General features: G+C 74.8%; 14 protein-coding genes. 2 read left to right on the plus strand and 12 right to left on the minus strand.

Annotation, left to right across the window (positions count from 1 at the left end; all coding sequences use genetic code 11):
• Nucleotides 1-147: 147 nt before the first annotated feature.
• Together A6A27_RS33530 and ald are read right to left on the minus strand one after the other, a co-directional pair.
• A complete protein-coding gene (locus A6A27_RS33530; RefSeq protein ID WP_241825582.1) occupies nucleotides 148-1,155 on the minus strand; it encodes a site-specific tyrosine recombinase XerD in 1,008 nt (335 codons plus the stop codon).
• Nucleotides 1,152-2,267: an alanine dehydrogenase gene (gene ald, locus A6A27_RS33535; protein ID WP_073838673.1), complete on the minus strand. Its 1,116-nt coding sequence runs from the start codon at nucleotides 2,265-2,267 to the stop codon at nucleotides 1,152-1,154. Before ald ends, A6A27_RS33530 begins: the two co-directional genes overlap by 4 nt.
• 288 nt (nucleotides 2,268-2,555) lie before the next feature.
• Between ald and A6A27_RS33540 the strand changes: the two genes are divergently transcribed.
• The gene (locus tag A6A27_RS33540; RefSeq protein WP_083673085.1) at nucleotides 2,556-2,810 is read left to right on the plus strand and encodes a TM2 domain-containing protein; all 255 of its coding nucleotides are present in this window, start codon (nucleotides 2,556-2,558) and stop codon (nucleotides 2,808-2,810) included.
• Between the two features lie 69 nt (nucleotides 2,811-2,879).
• Here A6A27_RS33540 and A6A27_RS33545 read toward each other — a convergent pair whose 3' ends face one another.
• The 9 genes from A6A27_RS33545 to recN form a co-directional block, all read right to left on the minus strand.
• On the minus strand, nucleotides 2,880-3,485 hold the full coding sequence (locus A6A27_RS33545) for an NUDIX domain-containing protein (protein WP_073838674.1): 606 nt from the start codon (nucleotides 3,483-3,485) through the stop codon (nucleotides 2,880-2,882).
• 76 nt (nucleotides 3,486-3,561) lie between these two features.
• Nucleotides 3,562-5,316: a CTP synthase gene (locus A6A27_RS33550; protein ID WP_073838675.1), complete on the minus strand. Its 1,755-nt coding sequence runs from the start codon at nucleotides 5,314-5,316 to the stop codon at nucleotides 3,562-3,564.
• Between the two features lie 150 nt (nucleotides 5,317-5,466).
• Nucleotides 5,467-7,794: a hypothetical protein gene (locus A6A27_RS33555; RefSeq protein ID WP_073838687.1), complete on the minus strand. Its 2,328-nt coding sequence runs from the start codon at nucleotides 7,792-7,794 to the stop codon at nucleotides 5,467-5,469.
• Entirely contained in the window at nucleotides 7,794-8,927 is a 1,134-nt protein-coding gene (locus A6A27_RS33560) for a glycosyltransferase family 4 protein (RefSeq protein ID WP_073838676.1), read from the minus strand. The genes A6A27_RS33555 and A6A27_RS33560 overlap by 1 nt, the downstream gene beginning before the upstream one ends.
• Before the next feature lie 55 nt (nucleotides 8,928-8,982).
• Nucleotides 8,983-10,668: a murein biosynthesis integral membrane protein MurJ gene (gene murJ, locus A6A27_RS33565; protein ID WP_073838677.1), complete on the minus strand. Its 1,686-nt coding sequence runs from the start codon at nucleotides 10,666-10,668 to the stop codon at nucleotides 8,983-8,985.
• A gap of 1 nt (nucleotide 10,669) precedes the next feature.
• Nucleotides 10,670-11,533: a hypothetical protein gene (locus A6A27_RS33570; protein WP_073838678.1), complete on the minus strand. Its 864-nt coding sequence runs from the start codon at nucleotides 11,531-11,533 to the stop codon at nucleotides 10,670-10,672.
• Nucleotides 11,534-11,591: 58 nt separating this feature from the next.
• The gene (locus tag A6A27_RS33575) at nucleotides 11,592-12,545 is read right to left on the minus strand and encodes a copper transporter (RefSeq protein WP_073838679.1); all 954 of its coding nucleotides are present in this window, start codon (nucleotides 12,543-12,545) and stop codon (nucleotides 11,592-11,594) included.
• 27 nt (nucleotides 12,546-12,572) lie between these two features.
• A complete protein-coding gene (gene steA / locus A6A27_RS33580; protein ID WP_073838680.1) occupies nucleotides 12,573-13,751 on the minus strand; it encodes a putative cytokinetic ring protein SteA in 1,179 nt (392 codons plus the stop codon).
• A gap of 118 nt (nucleotides 13,752-13,869) precedes the next feature.
• A complete protein-coding gene (gene recN, locus A6A27_RS33585) occupies nucleotides 13,870-15,627 on the minus strand; it encodes a DNA repair protein RecN (RefSeq protein ID WP_073838681.1) in 1,758 nt (585 codons plus the stop codon).
• 90 nt (nucleotides 15,628-15,717) lie between these two features.
• Here recN and A6A27_RS33590 point away from each other — a divergent pair, with 90 nt between their 5' ends.
• Nucleotides 15,718-16,704 carry a helix-turn-helix domain-containing protein gene (locus A6A27_RS33590; protein ID WP_083673087.1) on the plus strand — a complete coding sequence of 329 codons (987 nt, stop codon included), beginning with the start codon at nucleotides 15,718-15,720 and terminating at the stop codon, nucleotides 16,702-16,704.
• A 44-nt stretch (nucleotides 16,705-16,748) separates the two neighbouring features.
• Here A6A27_RS33590 and A6A27_RS33595 read toward each other — a convergent pair whose 3' ends face one another.
• Nucleotides 16,749-20,489 carry a S8 family serine peptidase gene (locus A6A27_RS33595; protein ID WP_073838683.1) on the minus strand — a complete coding sequence of 1,247 codons (3,741 nt, stop codon included), beginning with the start codon at nucleotides 20,487-20,489 and terminating at the stop codon, nucleotides 16,749-16,751.
• Between the last annotated feature and the right edge of the window lie 111 nt (nucleotides 20,490-20,600).

Below are 20,600 nucleotides of genomic sequence, written 5' to 3' on the forward strand. Positions count from 1 at the left end.
TCCGACGTCCTTCGCGGCGCCGCTGCGCACCCCGGTGTCGCCCCATGAGGTCCGCGCCGATGCCGACTGTACGCCACCCGCCAGCAGCGCGTTCGGTACCGGGTCGGCGTGTCGGCCGGCCGGCGGCTCCGGGCCGCCCGTCAGCGGTCAGCCACGCGCCCGCGGGTGGGCGGTCGCGTACACCTCACGCAGCCGGTCCACAGTGACCAACGTGTAGACCTGGGTGGTGGTCACCGAGGCGTGACCGAGCAGTTCCTGCACCACCCGGACATCGGCGCCGCCGTCGAGCAGGTGGGTGGCGTAGGAGTGGCGCAGGGTGTGCGGGGATACCGCGCCGGGGCCGTCCACCGGCAGGCCGGCCCGCTCGGCCGAGCGGCGCAGCACGGCCCAGGCGCCCTGCCGGGTCAGCGGTCCGCCGCGGGCGTTGACGAAGACGGCCGGGGTGCCCCGCCCGGCGGCGAGCAGCGCCGGACGGCCCCGGACCAGCCAGGCGCGCAGCGCCTCGACGGCGTACCCGCCGATCGGGACCAGGCGGGTGCGCCCGCCCTTGCCGCGCAGCAGCACCGTGCCCTCGTCAAGGTCCAGGTCGTCCACCGCGGCGCCGACCGCCTCGGAGATCCGGGCCCCGGTGCCGTACAGGAACTCCAGCAGGGCCCGGTCTCGCAGCGCGCGGGGCGCCGCGTCGCCGGCGGCGGTGACCGGGCCGGCGGTCTCCAGCAGCCGGAGCATGTCCTCGACCGGCAGGGCGCGGGGCAGCCGGCGGGGCGGGGTGGGCGGGCGGACGTCGCGGCTGGGATCGGCGCCGGCCAGCCCCTCGCGCAGCGCGAAGCGGTGCAGGCCGCGGACGGCGCTGGCGGCGCGGGCGGCGGAGGACACGGCCAGCGGCGGGTGCTCGGCGTCACCGGCCCGCAGCCGGGCCAGATGGCTCTCCACCTCGGCGGCGCCGACGGCGGCCAGGTCGGTCACCCCGGCGGCGGCCAGGGTCGTCAGGTAGCGCTCCAGGTCGCGGCGGTAGGACGTGAGGGTGTTCGCGGACAGTCCCCGCTCGACGGTGAGATGGTCCAGGTAGCCCCGGACGGCACGGCGCAGGGCCGGCCCGGGCTGCTCGCCCGGGCCGGCCCCGTCCACTGTGCTGGTCAGGCTGTCGTCTCTCAACCGATGACGTCGGCCAGCGGGAGGACGTCCATGTCGTGCGCCTCGGCGACCGGGCCGTAGACCACGTGACCGGCGTGGGTGTTCAGCCCCAGCGCCAGCGCCGGGTCGACCCGCAGCGCCTCCCGCCAGCCGCGGTTGGCCAACTCCAGGGCGTACGGCAGGGTGACGTTGGTCAGCGCGTGGGTGCTGGTGTTCGGCACCGCGCCGGGCATGTTCGCCACACAGTAGAAGATCGACTCGTGCACCTTGTAGACCGGGTCGGCGTGCGTGGTGGGACGTGAGTCCTCGAAGCAGCCGCCCTGGTCGATGGCGATGTCGACGAGCACGCTGCCCGGCTTCATCCGGGAGACCAGCTCGTTCGAGATGAGCTTCGGCGCCTTCGCGCCGGGGACCAGCACCGCGCCGATGACCAGGTCCGCGTCGAGCACGGCCCGCTCGATCTCGTACGCGTTGGAGGCGACGGTCTGCAGGTGGCCGCGGTAGATGGCGTCGGCCTGGCGCAGTCGGGCCACGTTCTTGTCCAGCAGCAGCACCTCGGACTGCAGGCCGAGCGCGATGGCGGCGGCGTTCATGCCGGAGACGCCGGCGCCGATGACCACGGTCTTGGCCGCGTACACGCCGGAGACGCCGCCGGGCAGCACGCCCCGGCCACCGCCGGTGCGCATCATGTAGAAGGCGCCGACCTGCGGGGCGAGCCGACCGGCCACCTCGGACATCGGGGCGAGCAGCGGCAGCGAGCGGTCGGGCAGCTCGACGGTCTCGTACGCGATGCCGGTGACCTTTCGGTCGAGCAGCGCGTCGGTGCACTCCCGGGAGGCGGCCAGGTGCAGGTAGGTGAAGAGCACCTGCCCCTCGCGCATCCGGTGGTATTCCTCGGCGATCGGCTCCTTGACCTTGAGCACCAGTTCGGCGGCGTCCCAGACCTCGTCGGCGGTGGGCAGGATCTTCGCGCCGGCGGCGGTGAACTCGTCGTCGGTGATGCTGGAACCGACGCCCGCGCCGGACTCGACGAACACCTCGTGGCCGTGGCGGGTGAACTCGTTGACGCCCGCGGGCGTGATCGCCACCCGGTACTCGTGGTTCTTGACCTCGCGGGGGATTCCGACCTTCACGATGCAGACACCTTCTTTCGGGGCTGCTCACCCCGGCTGCGGCGCCGCGGCGGCCCCTTTGCCGACGCAGTCCACCGGTCCCGCCGGCGGCAGTCTAGGCCCGTGCGAACTCCGCGGAGGGCAGCACAGTGACATCCGGTGCCCGGTGGTCCTGACGATGTGTCAGGCGTGAACCGGGCTGGGCGGTGGAGACCGCCTCAGCCGTCAGGACACTATTGGATAAACATCGTCCCACCGTTGGAGTGCCAGTGCGGACAGGACGCCTGTGGATCACTAGGGTGTCCGCTCATGACCACTCCTTACCAGCAGTACCCCCCGCAGGGTGTCTCGGACAAGAGCAAGATCGTCGCCGGCATCCTGCAGATCCTCCTTGGCGGTTTCGGTATCGGCCGGTTCTACATGGGCGATGTCAAGATCGGCGTGATCCAGCTCGTGGTGACCCTGGTGACCTGCGGCTTCGGTGCGATCTGGGGCCTCGTCGACGGCATCCTGATCCTGGTCAACGGCGGCGTCGACGGCCAGGGACGCCCGCTGCGCGACTGAGCGCCGGCATCGACGAGCGGGGCCGCGCGGTGTCACCACCGCGCGGCCCCGCTGTCTGTCCGATCCGGCTCAGCGGGGCAGCGGCGCCCCCGGCCGGCGCAGCTCGGTGAAGCCGGTCTCCCGGGCCCGGGCGGCGGCGAGCACCCCGGCCACGCAGGCCACGTTGGTGATCTCGCCGGCCAGCACCATCCGCACCGCCTCGTCGAGCCCGACCCGGACCACCTGCAGGTCGGCCTCCTCGTCGCGCCGGTCGTGCCGCTGATCGGCGGGCACGTCGGCCAGATCGCGGGCCAGGAAGACCCGGACCACCTCGTTGGAGAAGCCGGGCGAGCTGTGCAGGTCGACCAGGACGTCGATGGTCCCGGCGGTCAGGTCGGCCTCCTCGGCCAGTTCCCGGGCCGCCGCGGCGGCCAGGTCCTCGCCGCTGACGTCCATCAGCCCGGCCGGCAGCTCCCACAGGTGCCGGCCGACCGGGTGGCGGTACTGCCGGATCAGCACCACCTGGCCGGCGTCGTCGAGCGCCACCACGGCCACCGCGCCGACGTGGGTGACGTAGTCGCGGGCCGCGGTGCCGCCGCCCGGCATGGTGACGTCGTCGCTGACCACCTGGAAGATCCGGCCGGACCAGATCTCCCGATGCGCGGTCACCTCGTACCGGTGCTCGACCGCGCTCACGCCGCCGCCTCGCTGCAGGCGACGGCGGCGCGAGGCGCCACGCTACTGAGCTTGATGGCTCGCTCGCTCCGCTCGCTCACGACGCGGAGGTCGCCTTCGCCGCGGCGGCGCCGTTGCGGCTCGCCTTCGCGGCCGCGGCCTCCGGCGGGGCGGTCGCCAGGTCGACCGGAAGCTGGTCGGCCTGGGAGTACGCGACGGCGGCCTTGACGAACGCGGCGAACAGCGGGTGCGGCCGGGTCGGCCGGCTCTTCAGCTCCGGGTGCGCCTGGGTGGCCACGAAGAACGGGTGCAGCTTCCGGTCCAGCTCGATGAACTCGACCAGCCGCCCGTCCGGCGAGGTGCCCGAGATCTGCAGGCCGGCCTTGGTGAGCTGGTCGCGGTAGGCGTTGTTCACCTCGTAGCGGTGCCGGTGCCGCTCGCTGACCTCGGTGCTGCCGTAGGCCTCGGCGACCAGCGAGCCGTCGGCCAACTTCGCCGGGTACGCCCCGAGCCGCATGGTGCCGCCCAGGTCGCCCTTGCCGGCGACGATGTCCTCCTGGTCGGCCATGGTAGCGATGACCGGGTGCCGGGCCTCCTCGTCGAACTCCAGCGAGTTCGCCCCGTCCAGACCGGCCAGGTGGCGGGCCGCCTCGATGGTCATGCACTGCAGGCCGAGGCAGAGGCCGAGCAGCGGGACGCCGTTCTCCCGGGCGTACCGGGCAGTGCCGATCTTGCCCTCGATGCCGCGGACGCCGAACCCGCCCGGGATGACGATGCCGTCCACGCCGGCCAGCGCGGCGGCCGCCCCGGCCGGGGTGACGCAGTCGTCGCTCGGCACCCAGCGCAGCTGCACCCGGGCCCGGTGGCCGAAACCGGCGGCCCGGATCGCCTCGCTCACCGACAGGTACGCGTCGGGCAGGTCGACGTACTTGCCGACCAGCGCCACGGTCACCGTGTGCTGCGGCTGGTGCACCCGGTCCAGCAGGTCGTCCCAGCGGGACCAGTCGACGTCACGGAACGAGACGCCGAGCCGGCGCACCACGTACGCGTCGAGGCCCTCACGGTGCAGCACCTTGGGGATGTCGTAGATGCTCGGCGCGTCCGGGGCGGCGGTGACCGCTTCCCGGTCCACGTCGCAGTAGAGGGAGAGCTTCTCCTTGACCTTGTCCGGGATGTCCCGGTCGCAGCGCAGCACCAGGGCGTCCGGCTGGATACCGATGCTGCGCAGCTGCGCGACCGAGTGCTGGGTCGGCTTGGTCTTCAGCTCGCCGGACGGCGCCAGGTAGGGCACCAGCGAGACGTGCAGGTAGAAGCAGTTGTCCCGGCCCAGGTCGTGGCGGACCTGACGGATCGCCTCGAGGAACGGCAGCGACTCGATGTCGCCGACCGTGCCGCCGACCTCGGTGATCACGATGTCGGGCACCTGGCCGTCGGCGTCCGGCTCACCCATGCCGAGGATCCGCGACTTGATCTCGTTGGTGATGTGCGGGATGACCTGGACGGTGTCGCCGAGGTACTCGCCGCGCCGCTCCTTGGCGATCACGGCCGAGTAGATCTGCCCGGTGGTGACGTTCGCCTTGCCGGACAGGTCCCGGTCGAGGAACCGCTCGTAGTGGCCGACGTCGAGGTCGGTCTCGGCGCCGTCCTCGGTGACGAAGACCTCGCCGTGCTGGAACGGGTTCATCGTTCCCGGGTCGACGTTGAGGTACGGGTCGAGCTTCTGCATCACCACGCGCAGCCCGCGCGCGGTCAGCAGGTTGCCGAGGCTGGAGGCGGTGAGGCCCTTACCCAGCGAGGAGGCGACGCCCCCGGTGACGAAAATGTGCCTGGTCGTCCGTGCTGAAGGGGCCAAGGCCTGCTCCCGTGTCGTCCGTAGCGGTCGTGCGAACCGCCGTGCCGATCACCGAAGTGATCACGCGATCCACGGGATTCCACGGTAACACGTTTCCCTGCCCGGACCGGCGTGGCACCCGGCGTCGGCGCACGTGAAGCCGGGTCCGGCTCACGCCGTGGGGACCTCCGTCGATGCCGGACGGGCCGGGGCGGGCACCCGGGCCGGGCGCGCGTCGGCCCGGGCCCGCGTGCCCTCGTCGGTTTCCGAGGCGTCGGAACCGCCGCCGTCGTCGGCGCCCGGATCGGCGGTTCGGGGCGGGTGTCCGCTCCTGGAGTGGTCCCCGTCGTCACCGGGGCCGGCCGGCCGCAGCCCGCTCTCGTCGCCCGGCCGGCCGCTGCCGGGCTGGGTGCGGTCGGTGGAATGGTCGAGCACCCGCAGGGCCGCCAGGGCCGCGATCGGCACCACCAGGGCACCTGCCGCCCCGGCCACGTCCAGCGCCGAGCCGCCCAGCACCCCGCCGATGCCGGCGGCCACGCCGGTGCCGGCCATCGCCGCCCGGATCGCCGGGTAGATGCCGAACAGCCGCATCAGCCCGCCCCAGGGCTGGAGCAGGGCCAGCCAGACCAGCGCGGCGCCGGCCAGGGCCAGCATGGTGAGCGGGCTGTCCACCAGGGTCTGCAGGTTGGCGGCGCTGGAGCGGTGCACGGTGAGCCCGCCGGTGCCGTCGCCGAGCGCGGCCAGGAACCGGCCGACGCTGCCCCGCTCGACCGCCGGGCGGCGCAGGTCGACGACCGCGTAGCCGATGGTCAGCGCCAGCGCGGCCATGGTGGCCCAGGCCAGCCGGCTCACGGTCAGCCAGCCACCGGTGCAGATCGCGGCGGCGACGCTCACCCCGGCGGTGAGCGCGATCGCGCCGATCGAGTCCGCCCCCAGGTACGGGCTGCCCACGACGACCACGGCGGCGCCGCCGACCGCGACCATCACCATCAGCCGCCAGGCCCGGGGCACGCGCTGTGCCAGCCAGCCCCCGCAGAGCAGCGAGGCGGCGACGAACACGCCGAGCCCGACGGTGCCCAGCCCGGTGTACCGGCCGCCCTCCAGGGCGGAGTATCCGACCACGCCGTTGAGCTGCAACCGGGAGCCGGTGAGCACGTCCACCCCGACCACCAGCGCGGCCAGGCCGGCCACCGCGCCGAGCGGGCCGAGGGTGCGCTCGTAGCCCGGGCTGAACCGGACGGCGGCCGTGCCACCGACGATCAGCAGGACGGTCACCAGGCCGAACCACCAGCCGGCGTACTCCCCCCGCCACCACGGCGCCGCATCGGCGAGCAGGGCGGCCGGCACGGCGAGCGCGGCGGCGATCAGCAGCAGTTCCACGACCGCCACCACCCGCCGGGACACCGGTTCGGGTCCGTGCGGGCCGGCATGCCGGCGGGCCCGGCGCAGCAGGGGCAGCACCGCGACGGCGAGGGCCACCTGGGCGGCGGCGAGCAGGCCGAAGAACCAGCCGGCGACGCCGCGCTGGGCGGCCGCCTCGCGGTCCGCGTCGGCCGGCGCGTCGATCGCGCTGCGCAGGTCGTCCGGCCGGCCGCCGACCGAGACGGCGGGCCGGCCGAGGAAGAGCCGCTCGGGCATCGGCCGGCCCAGCGCGGCCAGGGCGGTCGGGGCCAGGTCGACCAGTTGCAGGTAGCCCTCCCGGCCGGTGCTCGGCGAGGTCAGCCAGCCCCGCTCCCAGCCCGGACCGTGGGCGATGGCCACCTGCAGCCGCGACGGCGCCTCGGTGTCGCCGACGCCGGCGACCAGCACCGCTGAGCGGGGCGGTCGGGCGGCGAGCACCCGGGTGAGCTGGGCGTCCACCTGCCGGGCCTGGGCGGCCCGGGTCGCCGGGTTCTCACCGTCGACGCTGCCCAGGTCGACGATGCTCAGCACGCACGAGCCGAGCAGCCGCGCCGGATCGGCGGGCAGGACCGGCTCGTACCGGTCGACCCGGCCGAACGGGCGGGCGGCGGCCACCGCGGCGCCCGGCCCGACCGCCACCGAACAGCGCACGGACTCGGGCAGCGCGCCCGGGGTGGCCCCCCAGGCGAGCTTGTCCTGGTTGTACGCGACGACGCTCTCCTGGTCGGGCAGGTTGGCGCCGATGCTGTCGGGCCGCTCGACGGTCACTCCGGCGGCCGGGCAGCCACCTGCCGGGCGGCTGCCGTTCCAGGCGGCGAAGTTGCCCGCGCCGAGGGTGAGCCAGCCGTCGACCGGGCAGGTGGGCCGGTGCGCGGAGCGTACCGAGAGGGAGCCGATGGAGCCCTCCTCCGCCATCCGCCACAGGGTGGGGGTGGTCTCCGGGTCCATGTCGTCCCAGCGCAGCCCGGCCACCCCGGCCAGCACCACGAAGTCGGCGCTGCGGCCGGGGCTGCCGTGCTGCGGCCGGGCGGTCAGCGCGGTGACGCCGAGCACCACCACCAGCAGGGTCAGCAGGACCGGGGCCAGTCGACGCAGCATCACCGGGCCCCCGTCGACAGCTCGGGCGCCAGTTCGGCGTAGAGGGCGGCCAGGGTGGCCACCGTGTCCGCCTCGGTCGGCCAGGTCGCCGCCCGGGCGGCGCCGCGGCGGGCCAGGTCGGCCCGCCCGGCCTCGTCGTCAAGCAGGGCGCGGACCGCCGTGTCCACCGCGTCGACGTCGCCCGGCGGGATCAGCACCGCGCCGTCGCCGACCAGCTCCGGCAGGCCACCGACGGCGGTCGCCACCAGCGGTACGCCGGCGCGCAACGCCTCCTGGGCGAACAGCTGCCGGGCCTCCCAGTCGCTGGTCACCACGGCGAGGTCGGCGCCGGCGAGCAGGTCGGCCACGTCGGTGCGGTGCCCGAGCAGGGTCACCGGGGCCCGGGCGGTCGAGATCCGCGCGGCGAGTTGGAGGTACGCGGGCCCGCTGCCGGCGATCACCACCACCGGCGCCGGGTTCCGGGTACGCCACCGGGCGGCGGCGTCGACCAGGATGTCGTACCGCTTCTGCGGGTGCAGCCGGCCCACGGAGAGGATGAGCGGGCGGTCGGCGGCGACCCCGAACTCGGCGCGGACGGCGGCCCGGCGGCGGCGCGGCGGGGGCAGCGTCGGCGCGGCGACCGGGGCGAGGCGGGCGTCGGCGGCGCCCAGGGCGGCGGCCCGCGCCACCAGGTCGTCGGAGGCGCCCAGGGCGACCCGCACGGAGCGGGCGACGATCCGCTCGGCGAGCCGGGACAGCCGGCCGCGCAGCCCGCCGGCGAGGACGGCGTTGTGCCAGGTGACCACCAGCGGGGCGGCCGGCCGGGCGAGGACGGCGACCAGGCCGGCCCGCAGCCCGTGCGCGTGCACGACGTCGACCTCGGCGCCGGACAGCGCCCGGCGCAGCGCGGCGACCGCCCGTGCGTCGGCCGGCGTGGGGCTGGCCGGGATCTCCACCGGCGCGAACCGGGCACCCACCCCGGTGAAGTCGAACTGGTCCTGGGTGGCGGCCGGGCCGCAGACCAGCACGGACGTGCCGGCGGCGGTCAGGCCGCGGGCCACCGAGCGGATGTGCTGGCCCACCCCGCCGGTGCTGGAGGCGAGCACCAGGGCGACCGAGCCGGGCCACCGCGGCGCCGACGAGGCGTCCGTCATTGCTTCCCCTCCGTTCGCGACTGCGGGGCTCGCAAACCCGGCTCACTCCTCGCGCTCACCGGGTAAGAGTCTCCTTCCCGTCGCCCCGCTCCGGGGGGCGTTGCTCCTCCGGCGTGTCGGCGGCGGCCCGCGGTCGTCGCCGCCCGAGCCGGCGGGTCACGGCCGCGAGCAGCGGCCGCACGTCCCGCGCGTCGGTCAGCCAGGCTACGGCGAGGAACAGGGCGCCGACCACGGCCCCGGACAGCATGCCCTGCACGAGCGCCCCGGATGCCGTCGGGGTCCCGAGGCCGGCGAGCCAGCGGGCGGTGGCGGCCCCGCCGAGCCCCGCGACCGCAGCGGCGAGCAGGCCGGCGGCCCCGGCCCGACCGACGCCGGCCAGGGCGGCCCGGCCGGCGGAGCGGACCACGGCGGCGATCAGCAGGCCGCCGAGCAGCAGCATGCCCGCGGAGGTGGCGAGGGCCACCGCCAGCACCCGGTCGGCCAACGGCATCAGGTGCCCGAGCAGGACCGCCAGGACCGGCACGGTCAGCCAGCCGACCGCGGTGGCGGCGGTCGCCGAGCGGGTCTCCCCCCGGGCGTAGAGGGCCCGGGTGAGGACGGCGAACAGCCCGTAGCCGAGCAGACCGGGGGCGAAACCGGCGATCCCGGCCGCGGCCGTACGGGCGGCCTCGGGCGCGAAGAAGAAGTGCCCGACGGGGATCGCCGTGCCGACCAGCGCGGCGGCGCCGAGCAGGCTGAACAGCACCACCCCACGCACCGGCGTGGCCAGGGTGGCTCGGTAGGTCCGCTCGTCGCCGGCCGCCCGGGCCGCCGCCAGGGTCGGGTACGCGGCCACGGCGAGCGGCACGGCCAGCACCGCCCAGGGCAGGAAGTAGATGGTCTGCGCGATGTTGTAGATGCCCGGGTTGGCCTTCGACCCGTAGGAGACCTGGTTGAGCACCACGATCAGGGCGACCTGCTGGGCGGCGACGGTCACCAGCCCGGCGACGGCCAACGCACCGACCCGGGCCCGGGCCTCGGCGGGGAACCGGAAGCCGGGCCGCAGCGGCAGCCGCAGCCGGCGCAGCGGGACGAGCAGGGAGAGCGAGAGCACCACCACGCCGAGCGTCGTGCCGCCGGCGAGCAGCAGCTCACCACCCCCGCCCACCGTTGCCACGGTGGCCAGTCGCCCCTCCGCGGCGGTGAAGCCGAAATAGACCGCGATGACGGTGACGCTGGACAGCAGCGGGGCGATCACCGGCCAGGCGAACCGCCGGTGCGCCTGGAGCACCCCGGTCAGCACGATGCCGACGCCGTACAGCGGCAGCTGGGGGGCGAACAGCCGCAGCATCCGCGCCCCGGCCTGCTGCTGCACCTCGCTGAGGCCGGAGCCCTGCAGCGCGACCAGCGGGTCGGCGAGCAGCGCGACCAGCCCGGCCAGCGGCACCAGCAGGGCGAGCACCCAGGTGAGCAGGGCGCCGGTGGTGGCGGCCACGGCCCGCCGGTCGCCCCGGTCGGCCGCCGCGGCCAGCAGCGGCACGACGAGGCTGGCCAGCGCCCCGCCCGCCACGATCTCGAAGATGAAGTTCGGCAGGTTGTTCGCCACCACGTACGCGCCACCGAGGTCGGTGGGGGCGAGCGTCCAGGTGAAGACGGCGGTCCGGCCGAAGCCGGCGAGCCGGCTGACCACGGTGAGGACGGCGATGAGTGCGGCCGCTCCGGCCACCCGGCCGGTGCCGGCGAGGGGGGCCGGTTTCGTCACGTCAGTTTTCGAGCCGGCCCAGCGCGTCGAGTTCCCGCAGCCCCGGGGTCTGCTGGATCACCTGGGTGAAGCTGACCTTCTCGCTGGCGGCGGTGAGGGCGGCGAGCACGGCGAGGACGCCGGCCCGGCCCAGCGGCCCGGTACGCGCGGCCAGGCTGACCCCGAGCAGCGCGCCGAGCGCGTTCGCGCCGCTGTCGCCCAGCATCACCCGCTCGTCGAGATCCTCCCGGATCAGCCCGGCGGCGGCCCCGACCGCGCCCGCGGCGATGCCGCCGTACGGGCCGGTGGACAGCGGCGCGCCGAGCAGCATCCCCGACTTGAGCGCCCGGCCGGGGCGCAGGTCGAGCAGGTTGACCAGGTTGGCGGTGCCGGCCACCACGCCGGCGCCGAGCAGCACGTCCAGCCCGCGGCCGAAGGTGCCGGCGCGCTGCCGGCGGGGATGGGCGGCGACCCGGCGGTCGGCGGCCAGCAGCGCGGCCGCGCCGAGGCCGGCGGCCCCCACCCCGACGATCTTCACGAGTCCGGCGGTGATCCGGCCCTCGCGCAGCGCGGCCAGGTGCCCGGCGAAGCCCTTGGCCGCCTTCTGCTCGGGCCGCGCGCCGACGACGTCGTCGTACAGCCCGACCGTGCCGGCGCCCACGCCGGCGACGAGGGCGGCGGCGCCGGCAGGGGCGCTGCCCGCGCCGAGTGCGCCCGCGGTGGCGGCCCCGACGGCCAGGGCCGGACCGGCGGCCAGGGTGACTGTGCGACCGCGGAAGTTGGTGCGCTCGAGCGCCGGCGCGCCCGGCGATATACGCACCGCCCGCAGCACGTAGCGGGCGGCTACCGCCCCCGCGCCGACGGCCAGCAGCCGACCCAGTCTCACGCGACTCCTCCGATCCGGATATCCAGCGCGACGCGGTGCAGAGCGGACGCCCGCTCGGTCACTGCGGCAGTTTAGGCAACAGCCCGCCCGCGGCGTTGTCACCGACACCGTACTGGCCGGCCTTCTTCTCGGTCAGCTGCTGCACCAGGGCGAGCGCGGTGACGACCTGACCCTGCACGGTGTTGGCGTTGTCGACGGTCGAGATGGTCTGCGAGAGCACCGGGTCGCCCCGGACCACGGCGACCACGTTGCCGCCGGCCGAGCCCATGCCGCCGACCACGAGCGCCCCGTTGTGGTCGAACTGCTCGGCGATCTTCACCACCGACTCGTCCTTCTTCGCCGAGTCCTTGTCGACGTACGGCTGCCCGGTGACCAGCACGACCGCCTCGGCCGGCCCCGCGACCTTGTTGTTCTCCGAGGTGAGGTACCCGGCGGTCGCGTACGTCTGCAGAACCACCTTCCGATCGGCGTCGGTGACCGGCGGGCTGCCCGCCGGCCGGTCCAGCAGGACGCTGGCCAGCAGGGCGCTGGAGGTCTCCACGCCGTGCCCGTTGCCCGGCAGGTTGCCGGTGGGCACGCTGTTGGGGCGGGCGGCGGTGACGGCCAGCTCCAGCAGGTTGTTGTTGGTCGCGCTGTCCGGGCTGATGAACTTGTCCTGGATGTCGATCCGGCCGGTGACATTGGCCCCGGCGAGCTGGAGCATCTTCACCACGCCCTCGGTGTGCTCCCGGCCGGTGGACAGGCTGACCACCAGCACCCGGCGGCCGGTCAGCTTGCCGGGGAGGATGAGCGGCGCCGTCTCGGCGGCGAAGTCCTCCTCCATGTCCAGTTCCTTCTGGAGGCTGTTGACCGTCTGGCGCATCTGCTGGTTGTCCTTGCGCAGCGCGTTGACGTTCTCCTTGAGCGAGTCGGCGACCGGCCCGTTCAGGGCGGCCGTGCCGACCACCAGGCCGATCGCCAACGCCAGGAAGACCGCGGTCAGGGACACCACGTGGTAGCGGAAATTGATCACGCTTGCAGCCTCTTGATCGGTCGGGGGCTAGAAGAGCTGGCCGAGTTGGAACACAAAATTGTCCCACCATTCGGAGACCACGCCCAAATACGCCTTCCCGACCGTGGAGACCGCCACCGCGGAGGCCATCGCGGCCACCGCCGACAGGACCAGCAGCAGCAGGGAGGAGCCGGAGATGCCCTGGCGGTAGAGCCGGCTCACGCCCTTGGCGTCGACCAGCTTGCCGCCCACCTTCAACCGGGTCAGGAAGGTCGAGGCCATGCCGCCCCGGCCCTTGTCGAGGAACTCCACCAGGGTGGCGTGGGTGCCGACGGCCACCAGCAGCGACGCGCCCTTCTCGTCGGCCAGCAGCATGGCCAGGTCCTCGCTGGTGGCCGCGGCCGGGAAGGTGATCGCCGGCACACCGAGGGCGGTCACCCGGGCGAGGCCGGGCGCCCGGCCGTCCGGGTAGGCGTGCACGACCACCTCGGCGCCGCAGCGCAGCACGTCGTCGGTGACCGAGTCCATGTCACCGATGATCATGTCGGGGGTGTAGCCCGCCTCGACCAGCGCGTCGGCGCCGCCGTCCACGCCGATCAGCACCGGCTTGAACTCCCGGATGTACGGGCGCAGCACGTCCAGGTCGGCCTTGTAGTCGTACCCGCGGACCACGATCAGGCAGTGCCGGCCCTGGACCTGGGTCTCGATGTCCGGTACGCCGACGCCGTCGAGCAGCAGGTCGCGTTCCTGCTTGAGGTAGTCCATCGTGTTGGCGGCGAACGCCTCCAACTGCACCGACAGCCCCTCCCGGGCGTCGGCCATCGACTTGGCCACCGTCTCGGCGTCCTGGAGCGCGCCGTGCGCCACCGGCTCCTCGCCGACGTAGACCGTGTTCCCCTCGATCCGGACCTGATCGCCCTCGCGGATCTGCTCGAAGACGCACTCGCCGAGGTCGTCCAGGAGCGGGATACCGGCGGAGATCAGCACCTCGGGGCCCAGGTTCGGGTACCGCCCGGAGACCGAGGGCTTGGCGTTGAGCACGGCGGCGACCCCGACGGCGACCAGCGAGTCGGCCGCCACCCGGTCCAGGTCGACGTGGTCGATGACCGCGATGTCCCCGGGCCGGAGCCGGCCGACCAGCCGCTTCGTCCGGCGGTCGAGGCGCGCGGTGCCGCGGACTGAGCCCGGTTCCGCGTTCCGGGTCCGGCGCAACGTGGGTAGACGCATCGTGACCATCCTGGCATGTGAGGCAGGTATTGCTGTCGCGACATGCCTGAGCAGGGCCGCCTACCCAGGGAAGCACACCACGGCGCACGCTGGTGTGCTTGCGCTCACAATCCGGGGATCACGGGCGCCTTTCCTTGGCCGCCACGGCCAGGAGTTCCTCGGCATGGGCGATACCCAGATCGGAATCGGGCAAACCCGCGAGCATCCGGGCCAACTCCCGGGCCCGCTCGGTGTCCTCCACCACACGTACCCCACTGGTGGTCACCGCTCCCCCGGTGTCCTTGGCCACCACGAGGTGCCGGTTGGCGAACGCGGCGACCTGCGGCAGGTGGGTGACCACGAGGACCTGGTGACTGCGGGCCAGCCGGGCGAGCCGCCGGCCGATCTCCACCGCGGCCTGGCCGCCGACGCCCGCGTCGACCTCGTCGAAGACCAGGGTGGGCGGGCCACCGGAACCGGCGAAGACCACCTCGATGGCGAGCATCACCCGGGACAGCTCACCGCCGGAGGCGCCCCGCTGCAACGGCAGCGCGGGCGCGCCCGGGTGGGCCAGCAGGCGCAACTCCACCTCGTCGGCGCCGTCCGGGCCGACGCCGGCCTCCACCCCGTTGACCGACAGGCTCGGCTCGGCCCGCCCCACCGGGCGCGGCAGCACCGCCACCTCGATCCGGGCGTGCGGCATGGCCAGCCCGGCCAGCTCGACGGTGACCTGCTCGGCGAAGCGGACCGCCGCCTCCTGACGCGAGCCGGCGACCCGCCCGGCCAGCTCGGCCACCTCCCCGGCCAGCCGGGACGACTCCTTCTCCAGCTCGTCGAGCAGCTCGTCTGAGGTGTCCAGGTCGGACAGTCGGGTGCGGGCCCGCTCGGCCCAGGCGATCACCCCGTCGACGTCGTCGGCGTACTTGCGGGTCAGCCCGCGCAGTGCGGCCCGCCGCTCGTAGACGGCCTGCAGGCGGGCCGGGTCGGCGTCCAGCGCGGCCAGGTACGCGGAGAGCTCCGCGGCGACGTCGGCGACCAGGGTGGCCGCCTCCTCCAGCCGGACGGCCAGCTCGCCGAGCGCCGGGTCGGTGCCGGCCTGCGCCTCCAGGGTGCGCCGGGCGGTGCCGAGCAGCGCGGTGGCGTCGGGAGTGTCGTCGGCCGCCTCGACCCCGCCGGCCACGCACTGCTGGGCGAGCTGGGCCGCGGTACGCAGCCCCTCGGCGTGCTCCAGGCGCTGCGCCTCCGCCTTCAGCTCGTCGTCCTCGCCGGGCTGCGGGTCCACCCGGGTGATCTCGTCGAGGCCGAGGCGGAGCAGGTCGGCCTCCTGGTTGCGCTCGCGGGCGTTGCGCCGCCGGTCGGCCAGGTCGTCGACCACCGCCCGCCACCGGGTGTACGCCTCGCGCAGCGCGTCGAGCAGCTTCTCGTGCTCCGGGCCGGCGAACCGGTCCAGCGCGGCCCGCTGCTCGGCCGGGCGCAGCAGCCGGAGCTGGTCGGACTGGCCGTGCACCGCCACCACCTGCTCGCCCACCTCGCCGAGCATCGACACCGGCATGCTCCGGCCGCCCAGATGCGCCCGCGAGCGGCCCTCCACGGTGACCGTACGGCTCAGCAGCAGCGACCCGTCCTCGTCGGGCTCGCCGCCGGCGTCGGTGACCCGGGCGTGCACCGTCTCGGCCACCCGGCCGAGCAGGCGCAGCCGCCCCTCGACCACCGCGCGGCCCGGTTCGGCGCGCACCCGACCGGCGTCGGCCCGACCGCCGAAGAGCAGGCCGAGGCCGGTGACCACCATGGTCTTGCCCGCACCGGTCTCCCCGGTGATGACGTTCATCCCGCCGGTCAACGGCAGCGTGGTGTCCTCGATGACGCCCAGTCCGGTGATGCGCAGCTCTTCCAGCACAGCACCTGACAGTAGACGCGGCCCCCGACAGTTGACCAGCCGGCGACGCCGCATCGGGGCATGGCGCTTGACGTCGTACAGTTCTGCCCCGTGTTGGACGTGATCGGCCTGACCCCCGGCGAGGAGGAGCTGTACCGCTCCCTCGTCCAGCTCACCACGGCCCGGGTCGAGGAGCTCGTCGAACGGCTCCGCCGGCCGCGCGCGGAGGTCGTCGCGCAGCTCGAGGCCCTGCGCGGCAAGGGGCTGGTGCTGCCGATCGGGCCGGAGCCGGACGGGCCGCTGCGGCCGCTGGCCCCCGACGTCCCGCTCGGTGAGGCGCTGCTGCGCCGGCAGGAGGCGCTGGAGGCGGCCCGCGCGGCGGTCACCCAGCTGACCGAGGAGTACCGCGCCGGGATGCGGCGGCACGACGCCGACCACCTGGTGGAGGTGATCACCGGGGCGCGGGTGCTCCGCGAGCGCCTGCGGGACGCGCAGAACGGCGCCCGGGACGAGGTGCTCTGGTTCTGCCGGGCCAACCCGCTGGCCATGCCCGGCCAGGACAACGTCGAAGAGTTCGACGCGCTGGCCCGCGGGGTGCGCTACCGGGCCATCTACGAGCGCGAGATGCTCCTCGAACCGGGCGGGCTCGAGGACATCGAGCGGGGCGTACGCGCCGGAGAGCAGGCCCGGGTGCTGGACCGGCTGCCGGTGCGGCTGGCCATCGTGGACGGCCGGACGGCGATCTGCCCGCTGGTGCCGGACCGGGAGAGCGGCGAACCGAGCGCCGCGGTGATCGGCCGCAGCCAACTGCTCGACGCGCTGATCGCCCTCTTCGAGAGTTACTGGCGGATATCAACGCCGCTGCGCTCGTCCGCCCCGCCGGTCGACGGGCAGGCCGTCGACGGCTACCGGCCGGACCCCGACGAGGTTCGGCTGCTCGCCCTGTTCGTGGCCGGCGTCCCGGACAAGTCCATCGCCTCCCAGCTGGGGGTGAGCCGGCGTACCGTGCAGCGGCGGCTGGCCGACCTGATGACCGTCGCCGGCGTGGACACCCGGCCGGGGCTTGCATTCCAGGCCGCACGCCGGGGCTGGATCTGAGGCGACGGGGCGGGGCGGCCGGGAGCCGCCCCGCCCCGTCCCCGTCAGCGCAGCCCGTACGCGTCGAGCACGGTCTGGTCGACGCTGTTGCCGGCGCGGTCATCGGCGTGCACCCGCAACGACACCGTGCCGTGCCCGGCCGGCACCATGGCGGTGAACCGGGTGCCCGAGCCGTGGACCGGCACCGACTGCCAGGTCCGCCCGCCGTCGAAGGACACCTCGATTCGAATCCCGACGCCCGTCGGCGCCGGCACGCCGGCCGGCTGGCGCACGGTCAGCCCGAGCTGGTGCGGTCGGCCGCCGGGCACCTCGCCGTGCAGGTCGGCGGGGACCTGGTAGTCCACCTGCAGCAGCGGCAGCGGCTGGGCGGCGTCCCCGGCCGGCCGGGCCGAGGTGAACTGCCACGCCGTGTCGGTACGCGTGGCCCAGCGCCACTCCTCCGACGACCGCTCGGTGCTGAGGTCCAGCCGGTAGCGGGCCGCACCCGGGGTGGTCGGCACCGGAGCCCAGTCGCGGGAGAGGTCGGCGATCTGCTCCCCGTCCCGGCTCAGCCGGGCCTGCACCCTGTCCCACTCCTCGCTGAACCGGGCCGGGCCGGAGTGGCCGTCCGCATCGACGAACTCGGCCACCCGCAGGTTCAGGATGTCGCCGGTACGCGCGGGCACCGGCGCCCCGCCGCCCGCCGGCACGGCCGGCCGGACCACCGCGCCGTGCCACGTCTCGGTGACCCGGTCGTCGGCGGCGTACCGCCGGGGCGGCTGGACGAGCCCGCCGACCAGCGGGCCCCAGTCGGACCAGGGCAGCCGGTGCAGCACCCGCTGCTGCCACCAGGAGTCCCCGGCGCTGACGAACTCCTGCCGCACGGTGCCGGTACGCACCATCCGCTGGTCGTCGTTCCACGAGTACTGCTGCCAGGGACGCCACCCGAACCGCTGCTCGCTGGCCCAGTCGAACCCGCCGGTGTCGGCGTAGCGGGCGGTCACCTCGGCGGTGTTGTCCGCGGTGACCCGGTGCACGATCCGATCCGGGACCCGCCCCGGCGACACCTGCCACACGTCGTACAGGTAGGGGCTGTCCACGGTCAGCGTCACGTCCAGGGTGGCCCGGCCGCTCTTCGCCGCCGCGATCATCGGCTGCCCGTCGTCGTGCGCGACCACCAGCGACGGAATCGGCAGCCGGTCCCCGTCCGGACGCCAGACCGTCCACGCGCTGTCGTCCGCCACGCGGACGATGAGCACCATCGCGGCGCCGGCCGCCGTGGCGTCGGCGATCTGGTCCCCCTCGGCACGGTCGTAGCTACCGGCGACCAGCGCGGCCGTGCCCCGAACCCCGGCCCGGGCCAGCTCGGCGGCGGTGCCGTCACCCGCCCAGACCAGCGGCAGCTTCCGCCGGCCGGCCGGGGCCGGCGACCGACCCAACAGGTTGATGTCCAGCGGACCGGAGACGTTGCTGACCCGGGCGTCCACCATGGGGGCGACCAACTGCCAGCGGGAGGCGAACTCGAACTCGCCCTGGCGCACCGGCCGGGTCGGCGTGACGTTCACCTGCTGGACCGTGCTGAACGCCATCACACCGTGGTCGACCTGCCGGCCGTTGCCGAAGACGCGATGCTCGTAGAAGCTGAGCGTGTCCCGCTGCTCGCTGGGCTTCGGCGTCTCGATGCGCACCGGCGTGCCCTCGCGCGGGTCGAGCACCAGGGTCAGGTCCCGGTCGACGGTCAGCTCGGGGTCGGTGACCAGGGTGAGCTGCTCGTCCAGCGGGACGCCGTGCTCGATCAGCCCCTGAAGCAGGTACGGGCCCTCCTCGACCTGCACCTGCCACTCCATCCCGCGGAAGAGGTAGCCGAGCCGGTCGGACTCCCGGTGCTCGCCGAACAGCGTCACCACCGATGCGCCGCCCGGCTGCCCCTGCATGTCCAGCGCCTTGATGGTGACGGAGTGCAGCGGGCCGCTGAGGGTCAGGCCGATGGCGGTCCGCACCGCGACACCGTCCGCACCGGTCGCCACCAGCCACCCGCCGTACACCCCGCGGTCCAGCTTCGCCGGGTCGGCGTGCAGCGGGACGTTCACGCTGCCGCCGGCCGGCACCGTCACCTCCGCGCCGGCGAGCGACACCCCGTCCGGCTCGGCCGCACCGGTGTCCAGGTTGCGCAGCTGCAGCGCCAGCCGCAGGGTCTGCGCCGCGCCGGTGCCGTTGGTGTACGTCACGGTCCGCTCCACCGCCACACCGCCGGTGTTCAACCGGCCGAAGTCGGCGGTGGCTGACCCGTACACCCGCTGGCCCAGCGCGCGGACCACGTCGACCCGGCCGCCGCCCTGCTCGAAGACGGTCAGCGCGGGGTTCGCCTTCGTCGTGCTGACCAGCGCGTCCTTGAGCTTCCCGGCGGTCCAGTCCGGGTGTTCCTGGGCGAGGATCGCCGCTGCCCCGGCGACGTGCGGGGTCGCCATCGACGTCCCCGACGCCCGCGTGTACGCGTCGTCCACCGGCGTACCCATGGCGGTGCCGGCGGCGCGGGCGGCGACGATACCGACGCCCGGCGCGGTGATCTCCGGCTTCAGGCCGTTGTCGCCCAGGCGCGGACCACGGCTGGAGAAGTCGGCCAGGTTGTCGTCGCGGTCCACCGCACCGACGGTGAGCGCCGCGGCAGCCGCGCCCGGCGTCCCGACGGTGCCCGCCGCGCCATCGTTCCCGGCGGCGATCACGAACAGCGCGCCGGTCTCGGCGGTGAGGTCGTTGACCGCCTGGCTCATCGGGTCGGTGCCGTCGGTGGCCGGGCCGCCGAGGCTCATGCTGATCACCTTCGCGCCGGAGTGGGCGGCCCACTCCATACCCGCGATGATCCCCGAGTCGTAGCCGCTGCCGCCGTCGTCGAGCACCTTGCCGATCAGCAGCTTCGCGCCGGGCGCGACGCCCTTGCGCAGCCCGTCGGACGCGGCGCCGCTGCCGGCGATGGTGGCCGCCACGTGGGTGCCGTGGCCGTGCCCGTCACGGGCGCTGCCGCCGCCGGTGAAGTCCTGCGTCTCGGCGATCCGGCCGGCCAGGTCGGGGTGGGTGGCGTCGACTCCGGTGTCGAGGACCGCGACCCGGACGCCCGCGCCGTCCCGGCCGGCCGCCCAGGCGGCGGGGGCCCCGATCTGCGGCACGCTGTGCTCCAGCGCCGGGTGGACCCGCCCGTCCAGCCAGACCCGGGCGATGCCGGCGCCGAGCCGGACCGGCCCGTTCGCGGCGGTCCGCGCGGCCGGCGCGACCTTCAGCGTGCTCCACAGCTGGCCGAGGTCGCCCTTGGCGACGCGCAGCGCCGCGCCGTTGATGCTCTCGAGCGGCCGGGCGGCGGTGGCCCCGGCCAGCGGTCGGAGCCGGCCGGCCGCCGGCTCCTGGTAGCGGACGATCAGCGGCAGTGCCCCCTGCGCGGCGTCGCCGTACCCCTCGGCGGCCAGCTTCTGCACGTCGAACAGGTCGGCGTCGAGCACCCCGGCGGAGACGTACGGCACGACGTCGCTGGGCAGGACGCGCAGCCCGCCGTCGGCCGACACGGTCTGGAAGGTGATCCGCTCGCGGCCGGGGCCGGGGTGGACGGTGGCGGCGACCCGGCCGGGGGCCGCCTGGGCCAGCTCGACCCGGTCGCCGGTGATGAGGGTGATGCGGGCGGGCGCGGCACCCGGGATGGACGCGGCCGGTGCCGGGGCGGTGGTCCGGGCGGGCGGGTCGGCGGACGCCGGTGCGGCGAACCCGACCACCAGCGCGCCGACCGCGCCAGCGGCGAGCCAGCGTGGGGGCCAGTGCATGCGATGCGCTCCTCTACTTCGAGGGCCGGTCCCAGGAGACCGACCGCTCGGAGTCTGCGACGGAGATTATCGGAAGGTCACTAGTAGTGCTTTGTTATGTTGTGTTGTTGT

The sequence above is a fragment of the Micromonospora sp. CB01531 genome (genome assembly GCF_001905095.1).
Lineage (GTDB): Bacteria > Actinomycetota > Actinomycetes > Mycobacteriales > Micromonosporaceae > Micromonospora.